Origin of the sequence: Silvibacterium dinghuense (genome assembly GCF_004123295.1) — a bacterium.
Lineage (GTDB): Bacteria > Acidobacteriota > Terriglobia > Terriglobales > Acidobacteriaceae > Silvibacterium > Silvibacterium dinghuense.
The window spans coordinates 106,511-124,477 of sequence record NZ_SDMK01000006.1; the positions used below are offsets into that span (position 1 = coordinate 106,511).

Genomic DNA, 17,967 nt, shown 5'->3' on the forward strand with positions numbered 1-17,967 from the left:
TCTCGATCTTGAGGTGATAGCCTCATTTTTCAATAAAGCTTAAGCTCATGGCAATCCGATCGGTTTGGAGTATCGATGCCAGTTATTGCAAAGCAGTCGACGCTATTCACGCAGGCAATCGCAGATCATCAGAAAGTCATCGAGGCATTAGCATCCCAGCAGCAGGTCCTCGAGCGGATTGCCGATGCGATGACGCAGGCCATCCTTTCAGGGAAGAAAGTTTTATGGTGCGGCAACGGCGGAAGCGCTGCTGATTCGCAACACCTCGCCGCTGAATTCGTGGGGCGCTTCCGGCGCGAGAGACGCGGGCTGCCTTCGATGGCGCTGACTACGGATACCTCGGTGCTGACCTCGGTTGCAAACGACTATGGCTTTGAGGAGATCTTCCGCCGGCAGGTACAGGCGCATTGTATGCCGGGCGATGTGGTGGTTGGAATCACCACATCAGGCAACAGCAGAAATGTATGCGCAGCTCTCCGCGAAGCGCGGGTGATGGGAGCCTTTACGGTCGGGTTTACCGGCACTGGTGGCGGAACATTGGGAACCATCGCCGATGTGATGTTGTGCGTTCCCTCCGATGATACGGCGCGCATCCAGGAAGCGCATATTCTTTGTGGGCATGTCCTGTGCGATTGGGTGGAGGTCGCCGTGTGCGAGCGCGCAGATGCCGAAAGAGAAGGGCTCACGCAATGATGAAGGATCTGCACCGCATCTTGCAGCTGATCGAAGACAACTGGCGGAAGATTCACGTGCTGGTAGTAGGTGATGTCATGCTCGATCGATTTGTCTGGGGCGATGTGGAGCGCATCTCTCCGGAGGCACCGGTGCCGATCGTTCGCGTGGTGCATCGCAGCGAACAGCCGGGTGGCGCAGCCAACGTTGCCATGAATATTGTCGGATTGGGTGCGAAGGCTAGTCTCTTCGGCTTTTGCGGTAAGGATGCAGATGGAGAATCGTTGCATACCTGCTTGGCAAAAGCCGGTGTCGATGCCCATATGCTGCGGGTGGAGAGCCATCCCACGACGACCAAACAGCGTGTGATGAGCGGTAGGCAGCAGATGCTGCGCCTGGATATGGAAAGACCGGACGGCTATTCAGGAGAAGAGTATGAGGAGTTGATTGCCAGCGTGGAAGAGACCATGCCGTCTGCCGATGCGATCGTGCTCTCCGACTATGCCAAAGGAGTTCTTTCCGAAGAGGCGTGCCAGAGGATTATTCAGCGCGCGCGGGAGCATGGCCTTCCCGTGCTGGTCGATCCGAAGCAGAGAAGCTTTACGCGGTACCGCGGCGCTACGACGATCTGTCCGAACCTGAGTGAGCTTTCCGTTGCAACAGGAGTGGCCGCAAAAGAGCTGAGCTCGATTCTCGAGGCCGGCAGAGGAATGATTCCAAAACTTGCGCTCGATTTTCTCACCGTAACGCTTAGCGAGAAGGGAATTGCGGTGTTGCGCGAGGATACACAGAGAACATTCCCTGCTGTTGCGCAGCAGGTATTCGATGTCTCTGGTGCTGGTGACACTGTGATTGCGACACTGGCGCTCTCCCTGGCCAGCGGACTGGAGATCGAGACAGCGGTTCCGTTGGCAAATATTGCTGCTGGGGTGGTGGTAAGCAAGGTGGGAACCGTCCCTATCACGCGCGAGGAACTGGCCACACGGCTTATGCCCGAAATCGAGTTGCAGGCCGAAGAGAAGGTCCTGACGCTGAATCGGCTTCGCACCCGGGTCTCCGCGTGGCGCGCGAATGGGCAGAGCGTGGTCTTCACGAATGGGTGCTTCGATCTTTTACATATCGGCCACATCACGCTGCTGGAAGACGCGCGGCGGCAGGGGGACCGGTTGATTGTAGGTATCAACAGTGACCAATCGGTACGCGAACTGAAGGGGCCGACACGCCCCATGGTCGGCGAGCGCGAACGAGCATACGTCCTTGCTGCATTGGCAGCGGTAGACGCGGTGGTGATCTTCGCGGAGGCGACCCCTCTGGCCCTGATGGAAGCTCTGCGGCCAGACGTAATCGTCAAGGGTGGCGATTACAGTGAAGAGACCGTTGTGGGAGCAAAAGAGGTACGCTCTTGGGGTGGGAGAGTCAAGATCATTCCCACTGTCGAAGGCTTCAGTACCACCCGGCTGATCGCCAAGGCCGCTGCTCCTGTGCTGCCATAAACGGCACGGAGAAAAGCTCCGGAGGCGCATTTGCTTGTCTCTTCAACTTCGCCGATGTCCTCCGGTTTGGTGATCGGCTATGCGCCAGTCTGGGTTACCGGTTGTGCTTGTGCAACCAATTCCACACCATCGCGATGGAACATCTGGCGGATGCCGCGCAGCGCCTGGCGCGTGCGTTCTTCATTCTCGATAAGCGAAAAGCGCACGTAGCCGTCCCCGTATTCGCCGAACCCGATACCGGGGCTCACCGCGACCTTCGCTTCTTTCAGCAGCAGTGTTGAGAACTCAAGCGAGCCAAGGTGGCGATAGTGTTCCGGAATCGGCGCCCAGACAAACATCGTGGCCTTGGGGAGCGACACCTGCCAGCCGAGCTTGTTCAGACCCTGTACCAGGACGTCGCGGCGCGAGCGATAAATGTCGCAAATTTCCGTGACGCACTCCTGCGGGCCTTCCAGTGCGAGGATCGACGCAACCTGGATCGGGGTAAAGGTGCCGTAATCGAAGTAGCTCTTGAGGCGTGCCAGCGCAGCGACCAGCTTGGGATTGCCGACCATGAAGCCGACGCGCCAGCCGGGCATGTTGTAGCTCTTCGAGAGTGTGAAGAACTCGACGGCAATATCCTTGGCGCCGGGGACTTCAAGGATCGAGGGCGCGCGGTAGCCGTCGAAGACGATGTCCGCATAGGCCAGGTCGTGTACGAGGTAAATGCCGTGCTGGCGGCAAAGATCGACGACGCGCTCGAAGAAGCTCAACTCCACGCACTGGGTTGTGGGATTGGCAGGGAAGTTGAGGATCAGCATCTTCGGCTTGGGATACATGAGCGGAATGGTCTGCTCAAGCTCGGCAAGGAAGCTGTCCGTGTCATGGATGGCAATGCTGCGGATGTTCGCTCCGGCGATCACCGGGCCGTAGATGTGAATGGGGTAGCTCGGATTGGGCACCAGCACCACGTCGCCCTGGTCAAGCGTGGCCAGGCAGAGATGCGCAATGCCCTCCTTCGAGCCGATGGTAACGATTGCTTCCGTATCAGGATCGATGGCGACGTTGTAGCGGCGCTCATACCAGTTGGAGATGGCACGGCGCAGGCGGGGAATGCCCTTCGAGAGCGAGTAGCGGTGGGTGTCGGGCTTGCGCGCGGCCTCGATCATCTTGTCGACGATGTGCTGCGGCGTGGCCCCATCGGGATTGCCCATGCCGAAGTCGATGATGTCTTCTCCGCGGCGTCGTGCGGAGGCCTTGAGCTCGCCGGTGATGTTAAAGACGTAGGCGGGCAGGCGCTTGATTCTCGAAAACTCTTCCACTGGATTCCCCGTGCTGAATTGATCTGCTTATTGTCTCAGAACTATGGAGGTTCTAATGGTATCCAGCATGGTGCGGGCGGGTGAAAGCGCTTTAGTAGAGCAGATTGCCGGCTTCAGCCTCCACGGCTGCGAGAAATGCGGTGAGAAGCTCGATGCGAGGCTTGGCCAGAGCTTGAGTCGCGTCGAGTTGAATCTTGCCTGGAAGCGTCTCTAGTGAACGGCGCAGCACGGGGAGAATCTCCGAGAAGCGTGCATAGCGGGTATCGCGGCCGACCTTGGAAACATTGCGCAGGATACCGATGGCGCCAAGCTGTTCGAGGATATCGGCATCGCGCAGAATCGTTGCTTCGAGGGACTGCGGTGTGTCCTGTGGCTGATGGTTGCGGATGGCTTCGAGTACGGCGGGAATCTTTTCCGCTGGGAAATCCGTTGACGCGAGAATCTCCGGCGCGCGGGCGCAGGCATAAGCGACGTGATCCCATGTCTTCAATGCTGTAGCGCCCTCAGGGCGATGGCCGATGAAGACGCCGAGATCGTGCAGCCAGGCTGCGGCAAAGACAACATCGTCGTCATAGGCGAGACCTTTGCCGATTTCCCGGGTTAAGCGATAAAGGCGAGGTTGGTGACCGAACTTGTCGACAGGTAAGGCTTCACGCTCAAGGATTTGCGGGATTGCGAGGCGAAAGGAAGGCCGCATGCCACTATCGTACTGGCAGCGCTGTCCGCTGGTAACCAAATTTCCGTTCAATCCAGGCTATCGGGTATCCAATAAAACGAAATTGTGACGGAATCAGTGACAAATTCTTTTGCGATGGGCAGCATGTGGCACCAGCATCGCTTCCAACTGTAAGAACGATCCGCATTGTTAGAGAAATTTCATAAAGAACAGAGCAGAACGCTATCCCGGGACCGGGACTGATACGGAAGATTGACACAAAATCCAGGATGCGATTCCAGCAGGAGATGGTATAGTGTTTCTTAAACCGGGCTTGCACGAAACTCCGCTTCGCAGAAAGTCCTTTTCTCGGCATGTGCAACCTGTAACGCCGACGGTCGAGAAATATAGCAAAAACTGCCTCAGAGTAGACACTAGATGAGAGGCAGCGCAGAGCATATTCTTCCTCAGTTCGCGGTCTCTTCTGTTCTCAAACCTACTCTATCGTTTGGGCCTCCCATGAGACGTTCTGGCGGCTTACACAAAGGCTATCGATTGTTCTAGAGACAGATATGGCGACTTCGGAATACATAAGAAAATCTCCACGAAACGAGCCTCGTGTGGCAGGATGGCCGGGTAAGGCTCCTCGTCGGAGCCGCATCTTCAGCCAGTCGATTGTGACCTCGATGCTGATGATGTTGAATGACACGCTGGTCATTCTTCTCGCTTTTGCCGTGTCCCTGTTGTTGCGGGCGATGGTCTTCGACAAGGTCGATCAGGTGGCCGGTGTGCCCCCGCACGCACTTATCGGCGCTCCGCTCCATATCGTTTATCTGGGGTGGTTTGTGCTCTCGTACCTTCTGGTAGCGAACCGCTATGGCCTGTACTCCGCGATCCCGCTGGCCAGCGGCTGGCATGAGGTGCGCCTGACGGTACAGGCCAGCCTGAATGCTGGACTGCTGCTGTGTGGCGCGCTTTATCTCGCCGGTAACCTCAGCGTTTCCCGTGTCCTGGTGTTGCTGCTGATTGCCAGCACGATCGCGCTGCTGTGCACGCGCCGTATCGTGTGGCGCAAGTCCCGGTTCCGCCAGTTTGAGCGCGGTCTTGAAACCCGCAATGTGGTCATTCTGGGAACCCATCATCTGAGCAATGCTCTTGGCCAGCACATCGAGAAGGATTACCGGCTCGGCTACAAGCTGCGTGGCTACGTGGTTGCGCCCGAGTGCGCGAACGGCCTGGAAGTTCCGAGATCGCAGGTGCTGGGCGGCGTGGAGGGTCTCCGCCAGCTTATCCGCCAGCACTTCATCGATGAAATTGTGATCGCTGAACCGTGCCCGACGGAAAGTGTGATCCAGTTGCTCGAAGAGGCGCGCGAGCTCGAAGTCGATATCCGTGCAATCTCCGGCTACTACGGCGAACTGACGGCCGATACTCCCATCGAGTACCTGGGAATCTTTCCTGTGGTCTCGCTGCATCGCCGCGATCCGCGCACTGTAGCCCTGGTGCTCAAGCGCGGCCTGGATATGCTGCTTTCGCTCATGGCACTGGCGGCGGTCTTTCCCATCATGCTGGCGATTGCCATTGCCGTGCGGCTGGACAGTGAAGGTCCGATCTTCTATGTCTCTGAGCGTATCGGCAAACGTGGCCGCGTCTTCCCCTGCTTCAAGTTCCGAACCATGGTGAAGAACGCCGAGCAGCTGAAGAAGGATCTGGCCGCGCAGAACGAGCGCGATGGCATCCTCTTCAAGATGACCAACGACCCGCGTATTACCCGCGTGGGCCGCATCCTGCGCAAGTACAGCCTGGATGAGCTGCCGCAGTTCTTCAATGTGCTGCGCGGCGAGATGAGCATGGTCGGGCCGCGTCCGCCGATCGCCAGTGAAGTGGCCAAGTATGAACTTGAGCACTTCCGGCGTCTTGAAGTCCTGCCGGGCCTTACCGGCCTCTGGCAGGTGCAGGCACGCGGCGATTCCTCCTTTGCGAAATACATCGCGCTCGATACCGCGTATGTCGAGAACTGGAGCTTCTGGATGGATCTGAAGATTCTGGTTCGCACGGCGGAGGTCGTCTTCCGGGGTACGGGAAGCTAACGCTCCAGCAGAAATGCAGCAAAAGGCCGGCTCAAAAGAGCCGGCCTTTTGCTTTTTCGGAAGAAAGATCGATTGAGATGAATGTGCTGTAACAATTTCTGTAGGCAGATGGAAGCGCTCATGGGAGACTGGTGCAACCCACAAATCTCAAATTGCATTTTTGTTGGAGGACAGTGTTGAGACAGGTGAAGCTGAAGCTTCTGGCCCTTACGTTGACTGCTTCTCTCGCCGGCATTCCTGCAATGGCACAGGATGCGCCGCGGCATGACGATCAACCGAAACATGACACGGATAAGACTCCACCTGCTCCGCAGGAAAAGAGCTCGGTTACACATCACGACCTGACTCTCGGCAGCCGCACGATTCACTACACGGCAACAGCAGGCACTCTGCTGATCCGCAACGAGCAGGATGAGCCCTACGGCACGATCTTCTATGTTGCCTATACGGAAGATGGCGTGGATGCGAAGAACCGCCCGGTGACCTTCCTCTACAATGGCGGCCCGGGATCGGCATCCTTGTGGCTGCACATGGGTTCGGTAGGCCCGGTGCGGGTGGTGACTGCGAGCCCGGAGGCGACAGGGCCGGCGCCCTACCAGACCGTTCCCAACCAGTACAGCCTGCTGGACAAGACGGACCTCGTCTTTATCGATGCGCCGCTGACCGGCTTCTCGAAAGCTGTAGGCAAGGGGACGGACAAGGATTTCCGCGGTGTGGATCAGGATCTCCAGGCCTTCGATAAGTTCATCCAGCGTTACATTACAGTGAATCAGCGGTGGAATTCTCCCAAGTATCTGTTCGGTGAGTCCTACGGCACCACACGCTCGGCCGGCCTTGCCGGGTTGCTGCAGGAAGACGGAGTCTCGCTCAATGGCGTCATCCTGCTCTCCTCGATTTTGAATTACAACGTACGCGGGCCGGGTTTCGATGCCGTGTATGTCGGCAATCTCCCCAGCTACGCGGCCATCGCCTGGTATCACAACAAACTGGCGCACAAGCCCGCGGACATGACCGCCTACCTCGACGAGGTTCGTGCGTTCGCGCGCGGGGAATACTCCGAGGCGCTTTCCGAGGGTGATCTGCTGCCGCAGGAGAAGTTCGATGCCATTGCGGCGAAGGTTGCAGCTTACACGGGACTCAGTGTGGAGTACGTGAAAAACTCGAAGCTGCGCATTGAGCCTACCCGCTTCCGTAAAGAGCTGCTGCGTGGCGAGGGCGAAATCCTGGGCCGCTATGACGCCCGTTTTGAGGGCACGGATGTGGACGACGCAGGCGAAAATCCTGGGTACGATCCTTCGGACACAGGGATTTCAGGCGTGTTCATCGGTGCCTTCCATGACTACCTGAGCCGCGAGCTCAAGTACGACACAACCGATGCCTATGCGGTGCATTCCGAGTCGAATGTCCCGTGGGACCAGACGCATCATCCGGTCGGCGGTGGAGGCGGCATGGGCCGGATGTTCGGGCAGCGCATGCCGGACGTGGCAATGGATCTGGCCGATGCCATGCGCAAGAACCCCAAGCTGAAGGTTTATTCGGCGAACGGGCTCTTCGATCTGGCAACCCCGTTCTTCCTCACCGAGTACGATCTCTCGCACATGATGGTGACACCGGCATTGGCGAAGAATGTCGAATTCGGCTACTACCCGGCCGGCCACATGGTGTATCTCAATGTGGATGCGCTGAAGCAGCTCACGCATGACCTCGACGGCTTCTACGCCGAGACTTCGAAGTAAAACGGTAGGAGAAGAGAAAAGGCCCGCACCATGCGGGCCTTTTGCTTTGCTGCCAGATTGTCGGGTAAGAGGACCTGGCAAAGAACGCGGGTGCCCCATGTCTCGATTTTGAGACATGGGCTCTCCTCCCACTCAAATCAGCCTTAGCCGACGAAATCAACCTTGACGGGGTGGGGAATCACGCCACGCTCATGGCCCATTTCGAGGAGCTTCTTGATCGCCTCGCGGCCATCGTCGCCGTAGCTGAGGGTGCGCTCGTTCACATACATGCCGACGAACTTGTTGGCCAGATTCTCGTCGAGATCGCGGGCGAACTGCATGGCATAGGCCAGCGCTGCTTCGCGGTGATCGAGGCCATGCTGAATGCTCTCGCGCAGTGCTTGGGTGCAGATTTGCATGGTCTTCTCACCGAGCGAGCGGCGGATGGCATTGCCGCCCAGCGGCAGCGGCAGGCCGGTCAGGTCGCGCCACCAGATGCCGAGGTCGAGGATCTTCTTGAGGCCTTCCTGCGCGTAGGTGAGCTGACCCTCGTGGATGATGAGTCCAGCGGCATAGTTGCCGGCAAGCACCTCGGGGATGATGCGGTCGAAGGGCACGATCGCAGTCTCGATCTCAGGAGCGAAGAGCTTGAGCGCAAGGTTGGCGGTGGTCAGCGTGCCGGGGATGGCGATCTTCTCGCGCTTGATCTCGTCGAGCGTGTAGGCCTTCGGAGCCACGATCATCGGGCCGTAGCCTTCGCCGACCGATCCGCCGCAGGCCATCAGGGCGTAATTGTCCTGCAGGTAGGGATAGGCGTGGAAGGAGATGGCGGTCACGTCGTAGAACTGCTCGTGAATGGCCTTCTGGTTCAGCGTTTCGATGTCGGTGAGGGTGTGGGTGAACTTGAAACCGGGCACGCGAATCTTGTTCGTGGCCAGGCCATAGAACATAAATGCGTCGTCGGAGTCCGGGCTGTGCGCGATGGTGATCTCGCGGACCTGGGAGTTAGCGTGCGGCTCGGCGGGAACGGACGGAGTGGAACTCACTTCTGATACCTGATCCTTTCAACAGAAGCGACCGGCGAACCGGCCGCGGGTGAATCCTTAGCGCGCGGGCAGCATGCGCCGGCGCAGTGAAGCCAGGGAGACAACGATGGCCGCCGCGGCAACCACCTTCAGAGCGTCTCCGGCAACGAAGGGAAGGACGGCCATCTTAACTACGGTGGCCAGAGAGAGATGCGAGAAGAGGGCGAGCCAGGAAGCGCCACTGACGTAGAGAACAAGGCTGGCAATGGCGCCGGCTGCGGCGCGCGAGGAGAAGCTCATGGGGCGCATGCGGGCGATGCGGCTGGCGCACGCGGCAACCAGCGGGTAGCTCAACAGGAAGCCGCCGGTTGCGCCGAACAGCTGCAGCATGCCGCCGGGACCCGCAGGCGTGAAGACGGGCAGGCCGGATGCGCCTTCGATCAGATAGAGCACCATGGCGGCGACAGCCGTGGCCGGCTCAAGCAGCAGTGCCAGCAGGATGACCGCGAAGTTCTGCGTGGTCAGAGGCACGGGGGTAAAGAGTAAGGGAATGGAAACGTGCGCCGAAAGGGCAACCAGGGCGCTGCCGGCGACAGCCAGGCCGGTCTGATGAGCCAATGCGCCGGAGGCTGAATTCTGCCGGGTTGTCGATGTTGCCGTTGCCGTGCGCATTTCCATCATGCGAGGTTCTCCTGAAATAGAAGCTTATTCGCCGCGCTCAAGCGGATCTTCCTCTTTTTTTGCACCCAGGCGGAGGATATCGGCCCGCTGGTGATCGTGATCCCGGATATGGCGTCGGACCGAGAGCACTGCCCAGATCAACGCGATCATGCTCACGACAAATACTACGTAGAGAAGGCGCATTGGTACCTGCACCTCAGAATAGCAGGCGGTCGGGCCGAAAAACAGTCCATCGGACCTGTGCTCAGCGGGTGACCGACGCCGCGAGCCATTCGAGGTAAGCGGCGCTGCCTCCATCCACACCGAGCACAACAAACTCCGGTACCTCATAGCTGTGCAGGGAACAAAGGGCTTCTTCGAGTGCTCCGAGGCTGGCCCCGGTGGTCTTGACGAGCAGCAGAACCTCATGCGCGGTTTCGACCGCGCCCTGCCAGCGGTAGATCGAGGTAAGGCCGGGAACGATATTCACGCAGGCGGCGAGTCCCTGCTCGACAAGGTGGCGGGCAATGCGGCGAGCTTCTTCTTCAGAGGAAGCGGTGCTGAGCGCGATGCGAAATGGGGTGGAGGCCATGCCATGATTCTCCTCGAAGATGGGGCGCGACGGCTCTTTCGAAGCGGTGGAGCGATGCATTTGCCCACAGGGCTTCTTCCAGATTTAAGATGGCCCAAGGCATTCCAGAGACTTTTGCAGGCATCTCATTGACGGACAGTATCCGGGGTCCTATGCTCCGGTGCGAGGATGGCTCCGCGATGCGGGCGCGACTGAAACGGACTACAGGAAAGGCGAAGGAAAAGTATGGCTGTCGAGATCAAGTTTGGTACGTCGGGCTGGCGGGCAATTGTTGCCGAGGAATTTACCGTGGCGAATATCCGCCGGGCTGTGACCGGCATCGCAAAGTACGTGGCGGCACAGCCGGGCTCGGGCTCCGTGCTGGTCGGGCGCGATCCGCGTTTTCTGGGCGAGAGCTTTGTGGCGGAAGCGGCAAAGGTGCTGGCCTCGCACGGCGTAAAGCCGCTGGTAATTCCGCATGCCGCGCCGACACCGGCTATCTCGTATGCCGTGCGGCGGCTGAAGGCCAGCGGCGCAATCAACTTCACGGCCTCGCATAACCCGCCCGAGTACAACGGCATCAAGTTCTCGACGCCGGATGGTGCTCCGGCTCTGCCCGAGGTGACGAAGCAGATCGAGTCGCTGATCAAGAAGCTTGGCGACGAGACCCTGCCTGCGCCGCCCGAGCCAAAGGAAAAGTTCGAAGAAGTCGATGTGAAGCCGGACTACCTCAAGCGCATCGGGGAACTGGTAGATTTCGCGGCGATCAAGAAGTCGGGCATCAAGGTGGTCTTCGACCCCTTCTGGGGTGCAGCGCGTGGCTACAGCTGCCACATCCTGCGTGATCACGGCGTCGAGGTTGCGACGGTGCATGATTACCGCGATGTGCTGTTTGGCGGACATGCGCCGGAGCCTGACGATCATCTGTTGGCCGACTGCAAGGCCAGGATGAAGGAGACTGGAGCGAAGATCGGCATCGCAACCGATGGCGATGCAGACCGCTTCGGCATCGTCGACGAAGACGGCACCTTCATCCAGCCGAACTACATCATCGCGCTGCTCTTCGACTATCTGGTCGAGACGCGCGGCTGGAAGAACGGCGTGGCCAAGTCGGTCGCGACGACCAACCTGATCAATGCCGTGGCCGAGTCCTACGGCGTGCCGCTCTACGAGACCCCGGTGGGCTTCAAGTACATCGGCGAGCTCATCAACCAGGACAAGATCGCGATCGGCGGCGAGGAGAGCGCTGGTCTCACGATTCGTGGTCATGTACCGGAGAAGGACGGCGTGATCGCCGGTCTGTTGGTCACGGAGATGGTGGCCAGACGCGGCAAGAGTCTGGGCGCGCAGCTGAAGGAGCTGTTCGCGCGTGTGGGTGAGTTCTATCCGAACCGCGAGAACTTCCGCCTCACACCCGAAGTAAAGGAGAAGTTTGTCGAGAAGGTGAAGGAAGACCCGTCGGAGATCGGCGGGCGCAAGGTCACCTCGGTCGTACGCACAGACGGTCTGAAGCTGATCCTCGCCGATGGCTCATGGGTCTGCTATCGCCTCAGTGGCACCGAGCCGGTCGTGCGTGTCTACTCGGAGGCGCGCAAGGCCTCGGATGTCGAGCCACTGAGCGAAGCAGCGAAGTCCTGGGTGCTCGAGTAGCAGCGGGAGAAGGATTTGTAGCGGTCACAGGCACAAAATGACGTAACTGTGACAGGCACAGAATCAGGGCTACTCCCGAAGGAGTGGCCCTTTTTCCTGCCTGAGAGCCAGTTTGGGACGCGAAGGATTGGCGAAAGAATGCCGCTTTTGATTCCTCTCTTGCCTCTTTGCCTCGCTATGTGTATCAGTCGCATCATCCCACCGACGATGATGGAAATCTGGAGGCAGTTTTTCGTGCAGGCAGTGGAATCCAATCCGTCGTGGAAGTCGCGCATCGTGGGCGGGGTGTATCGTGTCCGCCGGCGCATTGCGACGGGTTTCGCTGTGCTGCTGGCCGTCTTCTTCGGATTTCATGTCATGTTCGGGCGCAACGGTCTCAATGCTTATGAGGCCAAGCGCGTCGAGGACAAGACACTCCAGAAGCAGATCGAGAGCCTGCACGCGGAGAATGATCGCCTGAAGGACCACATCGATCACCTGCAGTCCGATCCCGATGCCATCGAGCACGAGGCGCGCGAGAAGCTGCATTATGCACGGCCGGATGAAGTGATCTACACGCTCAACGACGCTCCGCACCCCGCGGATCAGGCGCCGGTAACCCAGGCGCGCCGATAACGCTGGGCCAACTGTTGCAAAGAAGATAAGCTGAAGATTGCCGTCGGGCAGCCATGGCCGGATTGTGTCCGGATGCCATAGCATTGCTGACTATCTTGATTGAGGCGATCTGAGCTTGCTGTCTTCTTTTCGATTTCTTTGGAACGCGACGCGCGGATACCGGCTGCGCCCCTGGGCAAGCCCCTATGTAAAGTGGCGTCTCGAAACCTATTCCGGACTCAAGGCCGAAAAAATCCGGCCGCGCGATGTATTTGGATTTGTCTGGCAGGAGAAGATGCAGTTGCTGCGTTTCCTGCGTTGGACCGGAGAGATCGACAAGGCCGCGACGCGGGATTAAGCATGAGTAGAGTGACCAGCCGCCGTCAATTTTTTCATTATCTGTTACAGGGGAGTGCCGCTGCTACGCTGGCTGCGGGGCTGCCTTGGCCCCTGATCGCCGAAAAGCATAAGCACCAGAAGGACTCTGCGCCGCAGTTTGCGGATGTGAACGGTCCGCGCTCTCTGCGGGCGCATGCTGAGACCGCAGGACTGCTGGTAGGGTGTGCGGTGGTGCCGGATCGGCTTTCCGGTGAGCCGGCCTATGGCTCACTCGTCGCAGACCAGGCCAACATCCTGGTGGCAGAGAACGCAATGAAGTGGCAGGCGCTGCGTCCGTCTCCGGATAAGTTCGATTTCCGTGGCGGCGATGAGCTGTTGGCCTTTGCCGCGGCCCACGGGCAGAAGGTTCGTGGGCATAATCTCTGCTGGCACGAAGCGCTGCCGTCATGGTTTGCGGGCACGGTGACGAAAGAGAATGCGCAGGGCTTCCTCATCCAGCATATCCAGACCGTAGCCGGGCACTTCGCAGGCAAACTGCACTCCTGGGACGTAGTGAATGAGGCTGTGGACCCGAAGAGCGGCCGCGCCGATGGATTGCGGGTCTCGCCGTGGCTGGAGATGATCGGACCGGATTACATCGAGCTGGCCTTTCATGCCGCGCGGCAGGCTGATCCGGCGGCGCTGCTCACCTATAACGACTACGGGATTGAGAACGACGGCGCGGACAGTCGTGAGAAGCGCGGACAGGTGATGATGCTGGTCCGCCGTCTGAAGGCGCGCGGCGTGCCGATCGATGCCGTGGGTATCCAGAGCCATCTCACGGTGAACGATCCCATGCCGGGAGCCGGGCTCATCGACTTTGTGCGTGAGCTGGGGCGGATGGGACTGCAGGTTTTCATTACCGAGCTCGATGCAAATGAGCACAAGGTCGAGGGCTCCGTGGCTGAGCGGGATGCGGCCGTGGCCCGGCTTTATCGCGATTACGTCACCATGATGGTGGCGGAGCCGAATGTAACGGCGGTGCTGACCTGGGGCATTACGGATCGCTACACATGGCTGAACGGGCAGAAGACGGCTCGTCCGGACGGCAAACCGCAACGGTGCCTGCCCTTCGATTCCGATGATCAGCCGGTCCCGGCCTTTTTCGCCCTGCGCGATGCGATCGACACCCGGCACCCGGTGCCTGCGCCTTCAGGCGTGAAGCCTTCGGCGGCGCCAAAGCCGGAGTCGGGAGATGCCTATGCGCCATTTACCCCGCAGACCGTGAAACCCCAGGCGACACCGCAATAGTCTCTTTCCTGTGCTCCAATGAGAGGATAGGAGTAGCCCCGCGTGGCGTTTATGCGTCTCACTCCTGTGTCCAGGTTTTTTCTCTGTTCGATTTTTCCGGCTGCTGCGTTCGTGATTGTGGCTGGTTTGTGCCTGCCGATGGTGGGTTTTGCGCAGGAGCCCTTTCCCGGCGAACCTGCCCAGCCTCCGTCTCAGCCGCTGCCCCCGCCCGTGGTCCCCAGCGCACCTGCGGCGCGCATGCTTACCGACCGCGATTATCAGGACCCGATCATTCGCGTGAACACCACGGAAGTGATGGTGCCGACGCTGGTAGCGAAGAAGCATTCCGGAGAGGTGATTTACGGGCTTCAGGCGACGGATTTCGCGATCTTCGACAACGGCGTGCGCCAGAAGGTTCACCTGGAAGAGGACATGGACACGCAGCCGGTTTCGCTGGTGATCTGTGTGGAGCGAGGCCGCGATGCCTCGCTCGAGTTCGATAAATTTGCGCGGCTGGGACCGTTGCTCGATTATTTCCTCGGCTCGGAGAAAAGCTCGGCAGCTTTGGTGACCTTCGACTCGAAGCCGAGCCTGGCCAGCGATTTTTCTGAGGACTCAACCGGGGTGCGCCGTAGGCTGTTGAGTCTGCCGCAGGGAGACGGCGGAGCGGCCATTCTCGACGCAGTAGGCTATTCGCTGAATATCCTGGCGCGGCAGCCGGATAACAGGCGGCGTGTGATTCTGCTGATCAGCGAAACGCGGGATCATGGCAGCCGCCACATCACCATTCCCGAGGTAGTGCAGCGCGTGGGCGAGACCAATACTTTGGTCCTGAGCCTGGGCTTTTCGCCGGTCAACTCGCATCTGCGCGAGTGGGGCAAGGGAAATCCGCACGGCAGCCTGCTGGAGCCTTTTCTGATGGCCTACAACGCGATGAAGAAGAATGCACCGCGGGCGCTCGCTGAGATGAGCGGCGGCGAGTATGCCTTCTTCAACAAGGACAAGGCGTTTGAGAAAGCCGTGCATGACGAAGCCTCGCACGCAGGGAATCGTTATGTGTTGAGCTTCCATCCGACAGACCTCACGCCGGGGATCCATGTGCTTGAGGTCCAGTTGACTGCGGATTACGGGGCACGTGTAGTGGCGCGGAATAATTACTGGGCAGTGACCGGCAATCCGGAGCAGGGGAGCGCTGCTCCCTCCTCTGCACCCTGAAGATGCGGCCTTCCCGTGACGCAGTCCGTCTGTCTACACAGGACACCTGTCTGCAAGGGAGAAAGCATGGGGGAGTTTGTGAGGCTGCACGCCGCCGACGGCCATGAGCTGGGAGCGTATGTGGCGCGGCCGGAGGGCGAGCCGATTGCCGGGCTGGTTGTGATCCAGGAGATTTTCGGGGTGAACCGGCATATCCGCAGCATGACCGATCAGTATGCGGAGGCGGGGTTTCTGGCCGTGGCGCCGGCGCTCTTCGATCGCGTAGAGCGTGGTGTCGAACTGGGATACGACGGGGAAGACCGGCAGAAGGCAATGTCCTTCATGCCGAAGCTCGACGTGGAGTCGATGAACCTCGATACGGACGCGGCGGTTGCCTACGCAAGGGCTCAAACCGGGAAAAAGACGGGCATTGTCGGCTATTGTCTGGGTGGTTCTATTGCGTGGTTTGCTGCCATGCGGGGCACGGTCGACGCAGCCGTGGGATATTACGGCGGTCTGATCGCGAAGTTTGCCGAAGCGGAGCTGAAGGCTCCGGTGATCCTGCACTTCGGATCGAAGGACACGCATATTCCGGAAGAGCACCGCGCAAAGATCGCAGCAGCCCATCCCGAGGTGCCGATTTACCTGTATGACGCCGAGCATGGTTTCAATTGCGACCAGAAGTCGAGCTTCGAGCCGCGCTCCGCAGCGCTGGCGCGGGAGCGCTCCCTGGCCTTTCTCAGGGATCATCTGGGCTGATTTTGGCAAAGCGGTACCTGCCGGTTCCGGATGAGGCCGGCGTACGGCTATCCAGAACCGGCATTTTTATGCTGGACTAACCGGCATTTCGGCGTCCTCTTTCTCCTTCCGCGCATCTAGTCTTGTGATTCAGAATTGAAAAGAGCTACCGCGCATCTTCAGGGAAAGCCCTGAGAAGAGCGCAGTTGCGGAGGTACATGGCGAGTTCGACGGCAACGGCTGCGGTGGCGCAGGAGCGGTGGCATCCGCGCGTCAATCCCTGGATTATTGCGGCAACAGTGGCCATGGCCGCGTTCATGGAGGTGCTGGATACCTCCATCGCCAATGTTGCGCTGCCGCATATTGCCGGCAATCTCGGTGCGAGCCAGGACGAAAGCACCTGGGTTTTGACAGCGTACCTGGTGGCCAATGCCGTCGTGCTGCCGATGGGCGGCTGGGCAGCGAGTGTGATCGGCCGCAAGAACTTTTTCATGCTGTGCATCGTGATCTTCACGATCAGCTCTCTGCTGTGTGGTCTTGCTCCTTCGCTGCCGCTGCTCCTGCTCTTCCGGGTGTTGCAGGGCGCCGGCGGCGGTGGCTTGCAGCCGATGGCGCAGGCCATCATGGCGGACTCCTTCGAGCCGGCGCAGCGCGGACTGGCCTTTTCACTCTATGGTTTGGTGGCGGTGCTGGCGCCCTCGATCGGACCTACACTCGGCGGCTGGATTACCGACAACTACAGCTGGCACTGGATCTTCTACATCAATATTCCCGTGGGCATCCTGGCCTTCTTCCTGACCCAGCGGCTGGTGGATGATCCGCCATGGTCGAAAGCCGACCGTGCCAACTTCTTCAAGTTGGATTACATCGGCCTGGCGCTGCTGGTGATCTCGATGGGCGCGCTACAGATCAGCCTCGATAAGGGCGAGGAAAAGGACTGGTTCGGCTCGCACTTTATCGTGGGTTTTGCCATCGCCTTCGTGGTCTCCTTCGTGGCGCTCATTATCTGGGAGTGGCGCTCGAAGGCCCCTCTGATGGACCTGAAGCTCTTCAAGCAGTCGAACTTTGCGATCTGCTGCTTCCTGATGATGCTGACCGGCGGCCTGCTCAATGCCACGACGGTGCTGCAGCCGCAATTCCTCCAGTCGGAGCTGGGCTACACGGCGACCTGGGCAGGTCTTTCGCTCTCCGGAGGAGGTCTGGCCCTGATCTTTGTCATGCCCTTCGCCGGGCAGGCGGTCGGGCGCTTCCCGGCGCGGAACATCATTGCTTGCGGCTTCGTCTTCTTCGCTCTCTCCTATTTCTTGAGCGCGACCTTCCTGAACCTGGGGCTGAGCTTCAAGACTTCCTCCTGGCTGCGTGTCGCGCAGGTGGCTCCGATTCCGTTCGTCTTCATCTCGGTAACGACAGCGGCATACTTCGGTTTACCGAGAGAGAAGAGCAATCAGATCTCCGGCCTTATTAACTTTGTTCGTAATATCGGCGGAAGTATCCTGATCTCACTGACCAACGCCCTGGTGACGGAGCGGGGATACTTCCACCAGAACCAGCTGCTCAAGTACCTGACCCCTTCGAGCGCAAACTTTCAGCAGCGGGTGAATCAGTTGACCGGATTTTTCGATGGCCATGCCGGGCCTGCGAATGCTGGCCAATTGGCGCAGGGGAGAATCTATAACCAGCTCCTCTCGCAATCTCAGATACTGGCGTATGTGGATGTCTTTTACCTCCTCTGCGGAGCGTCCATCCTCCTGATTCCGACGGCCTTTCTGCTCAGAAAGAACAATCCGCGGGCAGAGGCGAAGAGCGAGATCGCTGTTCACTGAGGCTGAAAATCAGACTGGCTGCGATAACGCTATGGATATTCATAGGAAAGTAAACATCGAAGTCTAGGAATATGGATGCGCTTTCTGTTAGCGCATCCATAACTCATTGTTTTTCAAGAGTTACTGTTTGGTCTCTGAATTGCCTCAACTGCCCAACAGTTGGTGATGTTCTTGCCGC

Annotated in this window: 17 protein-coding genes; 11 read left to right on the plus strand and 6 right to left on the minus strand. The window is 59.2% G+C overall.

What is annotated here, in order from left to right; genetic code table 11:
* Window positions 1-75 precede the first annotated feature (75 nt).
* Window positions 76-693 (plus strand): SIS domain-containing protein, encoded by a 618-nt coding sequence (locus ESZ00_RS19635; protein WP_129210113.1) that lies wholly within the window; start codon window positions 76-78, stop codon window positions 691-693.
* Window positions 690-2,165: a bifunctional D-glycero-beta-D-manno-heptose-7-phosphate kinase/D-glycero-beta-D-manno-heptose 1-phosphate adenylyltransferase HldE gene (hldE, locus tag ESZ00_RS19640; RefSeq protein WP_129210114.1), complete on the plus strand. Its 1,476-nt coding sequence runs from the start codon at window positions 690-692 to the stop codon at window positions 2,163-2,165. Before ESZ00_RS19635 ends, hldE begins: the two co-directional genes overlap by 4 nt.
* Window positions 2,166-2,242: 77 nt before the next feature.
* Here the strand turns inward: hldE and alaC are convergent, their stop codons facing one another.
* Together alaC and ESZ00_RS19650 are read right to left on the minus strand one after the other, a co-directional pair.
* A complete protein-coding gene (alaC, locus tag ESZ00_RS19645) occupies window positions 2,243-3,466 on the minus strand; it encodes an alanine transaminase (RefSeq protein WP_129210115.1) in 1,224 nt (407 codons plus the stop codon).
* A gap of 91 nt (window positions 3,467-3,557) precedes the next feature.
* Window positions 3,558-4,163, minus strand: a complete 606-nt coding sequence (locus ESZ00_RS19650; RefSeq protein ID WP_129210116.1) for an HD domain-containing protein — start codon at window positions 4,161-4,163, stop codon at window positions 3,558-3,560.
* A gap of 578 nt (window positions 4,164-4,741) precedes the next feature.
* Here ESZ00_RS19650 and ESZ00_RS19655 point away from each other — a divergent pair.
* Window positions 4,742-6,211 carry a sugar transferase gene (locus ESZ00_RS19655; RefSeq protein ID WP_164981640.1) on the plus strand — a complete coding sequence of 490 codons (1,470 nt, stop codon included), beginning with the start codon at window positions 4,742-4,744 and terminating at the stop codon, window positions 6,209-6,211.
* 185 nt (window positions 6,212-6,396) lie between these two features.
* Entirely contained in the window at window positions 6,397-7,947 is a 1,551-nt protein-coding gene (locus ESZ00_RS19660) for a S10 family peptidase (RefSeq protein WP_229740836.1), read from the plus strand.
* 143 nt (window positions 7,948-8,090) lie between these two features.
* On the opposite strand, the gene ESZ00_RS19665 is transcribed toward ESZ00_RS19660, so the two are convergent.
* From ESZ00_RS19665 to cutA, 4 genes are all read right to left on the minus strand, one after another.
* Window positions 8,091-8,972: a menaquinone biosynthesis family protein gene (locus tag ESZ00_RS19665; RefSeq protein ID WP_229740835.1), complete on the minus strand. Its 882-nt coding sequence runs from the start codon at window positions 8,970-8,972 to the stop codon at window positions 8,091-8,093.
* A 57-nt stretch (window positions 8,973-9,029) separates the two neighbouring features.
* On the minus strand, window positions 9,030-9,632 hold the full coding sequence (locus tag ESZ00_RS19670; protein ID WP_129210118.1) for a biotin transporter BioY: 603 nt from the start codon (window positions 9,630-9,632) through the stop codon (window positions 9,030-9,032).
* 24 nt (window positions 9,633-9,656) lie between these two features.
* A complete protein-coding gene (locus ESZ00_RS20195) occupies window positions 9,657-9,815 on the minus strand; it encodes a hypothetical protein (RefSeq protein ID WP_164981641.1) in 159 nt (52 codons plus the stop codon).
* A gap of 61 nt (window positions 9,816-9,876) precedes the next feature.
* Window positions 9,877-10,203: a divalent-cation tolerance protein CutA gene (gene cutA / locus ESZ00_RS19675; RefSeq protein ID WP_129210152.1), complete on the minus strand. Its 327-nt coding sequence runs from the start codon at window positions 10,201-10,203 to the stop codon at window positions 9,877-9,879.
* Window positions 10,204-10,428: 225 nt separating this feature from the next.
* On the opposite strand from cutA, the gene ESZ00_RS19680 reads away from it, so the two are divergent.
* From ESZ00_RS19680 to ESZ00_RS19710, 7 genes are all read left to right on the plus strand, one after another.
* The gene (locus ESZ00_RS19680) at window positions 10,429-11,832 is read left to right on the plus strand and encodes a phosphoglucomutase/phosphomannomutase family protein (RefSeq protein WP_129210119.1); all 1,404 of its coding nucleotides are present in this window, start codon (window positions 10,429-10,431) and stop codon (window positions 11,830-11,832) included.
* Between the two features lie 234 nt (window positions 11,833-12,066).
* Complete coding sequence (locus tag ESZ00_RS19685; RefSeq protein WP_229740834.1) at window positions 12,067-12,447, plus strand: FtsB family cell division protein; 381 nt, start codon at window positions 12,067-12,069, stop codon at window positions 12,445-12,447.
* 115 nt (window positions 12,448-12,562) lie between these two features.
* Window positions 12,563-12,784, plus strand: a complete 222-nt coding sequence (locus ESZ00_RS19690; protein WP_129210120.1) for a hypothetical protein — start codon at window positions 12,563-12,565, stop codon at window positions 12,782-12,784.
* A gap of 2 nt (window positions 12,785-12,786) precedes the next feature.
* Window positions 12,787-14,055 carry a glycoside hydrolase family 10 protein gene (locus ESZ00_RS19695; protein WP_129210121.1) on the plus strand — a complete coding sequence of 423 codons (1,269 nt, stop codon included), beginning with the start codon at window positions 12,787-12,789 and terminating at the stop codon, window positions 14,053-14,055.
* Between the two features lie 66 nt (window positions 14,056-14,121).
* Window positions 14,122-15,249, plus strand: coding sequence for a vWA domain-containing protein (locus ESZ00_RS19700; protein ID WP_164981642.1), 1,128 nt, complete (start codon window positions 14,122-14,124; stop codon window positions 15,247-15,249).
* 66 nt (window positions 15,250-15,315) lie between these two features.
* Window positions 15,316-15,987 carry a dienelactone hydrolase family protein gene (locus ESZ00_RS19705; RefSeq protein ID WP_129210123.1) on the plus strand — a complete coding sequence of 224 codons (672 nt, stop codon included), beginning with the start codon at window positions 15,316-15,318 and terminating at the stop codon, window positions 15,985-15,987.
* A gap of 197 nt (window positions 15,988-16,184) precedes the next feature.
* Window positions 16,185-17,789, plus strand: a complete 1,605-nt coding sequence (locus tag ESZ00_RS19710) for a DHA2 family efflux MFS transporter permease subunit (protein ID WP_129210124.1) — start codon at window positions 16,185-16,187, stop codon at window positions 17,787-17,789.
* Window positions 17,790-17,967 lie beyond the last annotated feature (178 nt).

What these genes read in the sequence shown, in the direction of transcription:
- ESZ00_RS19635 (WP_129210113.1), top strand. Translation starts at nt 76, where the DNA reads ATGCCAGTTATTGCAAAGCAGTCGACGCTATTCACGCAGGCAATCGCA.
- ESZ00_RS19695 (WP_129210121.1), top strand. Translation starts at nt 12,787, where the DNA reads ATGAGTAGAGTGACCAGCCGCCGTCAATTTTTTCATTATCTGTTACAG.
- ESZ00_RS19710 (WP_129210124.1), top strand. Translation starts at nt 16,185, where the DNA reads ATGGCGAGTTCGACGGCAACGGCTGCGGTGGCGCAGGAGCGGTGGCAT.
- ESZ00_RS19705 (WP_129210123.1), top strand. Translation starts at nt 15,316, where the DNA reads ATGGGGGAGTTTGTGAGGCTGCACGCCGCCGACGGCCATGAGCTGGGA.
- hldE (WP_129210114.1), top strand. Translation starts at nt 690, where the DNA reads ATGATGAAGGATCTGCACCGCATCTTGCAGCTGATCGAAGACAACTGG.
- ESZ00_RS19680 (WP_129210119.1), top strand. Translation starts at nt 10,429, where the DNA reads ATGGCTGTCGAGATCAAGTTTGGTACGTCGGGCTGGCGGGCAATTGTT.
- ESZ00_RS20195 (WP_164981641.1), bottom strand. Translation starts at nt 9,815, where the DNA reads ATGCGCCTTCTCTACGTAGTATTTGTCGTGAGCATGATCGCGTTGATC.
- ESZ00_RS19670 (WP_129210118.1), bottom strand. Translation starts at nt 9,632, where the DNA reads ATGATGGAAATGCGCACGGCAACGGCAACATCGACAACCCGGCAGAAT.
- ESZ00_RS19650 (WP_129210116.1), bottom strand. Translation starts at nt 4,163, where the DNA reads ATGCGGCCTTCCTTTCGCCTCGCAATCCCGCAAATCCTTGAGCGTGAA.
- cutA (WP_129210152.1), bottom strand. Translation starts at nt 10,203, where the DNA reads ATGGCCTCCACCCCATTTCGCATCGCGCTCAGCACCGCTTCCTCTGAA.